The sequence below is a fragment of the Nitriliruptor sp. genome (assembly GCF_040882075.1).
In the GTDB taxonomy this organism is placed as follows: Bacteria; Actinomycetota; Nitriliruptoria; order Nitriliruptorales; family Nitriliruptoraceae; genus Nitriliruptor.
In genome coordinates, this window is sequence record NZ_JBBEBZ010000219.1 from 1 (window position 1) to 1,675 (window position 1,675).

General features: G+C 69.1%; 2 protein-coding genes. Both read left to right on the plus strand.

From position 1 onward, the window contains the following. The first annotated feature begins 258 nt into the window (after positions 1–258). The gene (locus WEB03_RS16055) at positions 259–744 is read left to right on the plus strand and encodes a helix-turn-helix domain-containing protein (protein ID WP_368071933.1); all 486 of its coding nucleotides are present in this window, start codon (positions 259–261) and stop codon (positions 742–744) included. 60 nt (positions 745–804) lie between these two features. Then, positions 805–1,407 carry a hypothetical protein gene (locus WEB03_RS16060; RefSeq protein ID WP_368071934.1) on the plus strand — a complete coding sequence of 201 codons (603 nt, stop codon included), beginning with the start codon at positions 805–807 and terminating at the stop codon, positions 1,405–1,407. Positions 1,408–1,675: the final 268 nt, after the last annotated feature.

The window sequence follows — 1,675 nt, forward strand, 5'->3', positions numbered from 1 at the left end:
GCAGGGCTACCTGATGGGCCGACCTGGCCCGTTGCCGGCGCCACAACAGAGCCAACTGATCGCCAGGTGAACCGGAGGGGCTCGACTCGCCAACCGAGAAACACACCGAGCCCTGCACCGACCGCTGACGCACCCGCACTGCCTCACCGTCATACCGGCGGTTACGGGGTGGTCTTCTGGTGCGCTGGATCCGGGCGCTGCTCACCGCTGACAGGACAGAGATGATGTTGTATCTTCGTACAACACCTGGGGGTACGCATGGCGGTGCAGGGTCAGCTGCGAAGGCTGCGTGAGCAGCTCGGGTTGTCGCTGCGTGAGCTCTCTCAGCGCACCGGGATCGACGCGTCCGCCCTGTCGAGGTACGAGCGTGGACACAAGACGCCGCGGGCGGACACCCTCGCCACGATCGCCGCTGCGCTCGGAGTCGAGGTTGAACTGCGCCCTGCACGCAGCGCCAACGCGCGGTTCGTGGACGCGCTGAGTCAGCTCCAGGCGGACGCGGTCGCCGCCGACCCGACGCTGCTGGACCGCGCCCGTGAGCATCTGACGGGTCTGGAAGGAACCTCGGCGTCGGCGGAGCAGTGGCGCCGTGTGCTCGATGCCGGCCCAAGCGCCGTGATCGCGGTGCTCACGTCCACCTCACCGGACGTGGCTGCGCTCAAATCCGACTCACCGTTGGCGTTCGTCGTGCAGGTGTCGGCGCAGCGGCGTCGGGAACTGGCTGAGGCAGCGCGTGCGTCGTGAACAGATGTTGCACGTCGCACGCGCTGCGGCAGCGGTCGCCGGCGTGCGACGGGTCTGGTCGTGGGGAGTCAGGCGATCCTCGGCGCCTACCACGAGACACAGCTTCCTGGGCAGGCCATCAGCTCGATCGAAGCTGACATCGTGGTGCTCGATGACCCGACCGGTTCCGGGGGCATGGCGGTCGACGCCGCGATCGGGATGATGTCGCTGTTCCACACCGCCAACGGGTACTACGCCGATGGCGTCGAGATGAGCGACCTGGTGCTGCCCGTGGGATGGGAGGGACGCCGACTGCACCTGGTGACCGAGGACGCGGCTGGCGGGTCGCTTGACGTGTACTTCGTCGGGGTTGCAGACCTGCTGGCGGGCAAGCTCGGTGCCGGACGGCCACAGGACCGGCGCTTCGCTCAGGCCGTTGCGCGGCACCTCGCCGATGGCGCACCGCTGGTCGACCTCGAGGAGGTCCGCCGGCTCGCCGCGACCCTGGACGACGGCATCGGGGCACGTACCCGGGCGATGGCGCTGGTCGGCGTACTCCTGGCGGGCGGGATCATCGACTGGCCCAACCCCCCGACCTTCCCTGGGCCACCGCCTCCTGACCCACGGCACCGACAGTTGACACCCGACGTCCCCTACGGGTCCAGTCTCGACACACCTGGCTGAACCGACGACGCGCCGTGACCCCTTCGTCATCTGATCCAGAACGCCCGGAACCGCGAGGTCCTGAACGGCGGTGCGGGTCCTGCCAGCCGCACTCCGCGGCCAGATCAAGCGCCGACTCGCCGAGGAGCGCCTCGCACTCGCCGATGGGTGGACCGTGTCGAACCTGGCGTGGCCGTCTCAGGTCGGGACGCCGCTCGGTCACCGGGCGCTAGCGTGCGACCCGTTCGGGCGGTTAGCTCAGATGGCGAGAGCGCCTCGTTTACACCGA

Bases quoted from the DNA above. Each gene is read 5' to 3' on its own strand.
- WEB03_RS16055 (WP_368071933.1), top strand. From the start codon at position 259: ATGGCGGTGCAGGGTCAGCTGCGAAGGCTGCGTGAGCAGCTCGGGTTG.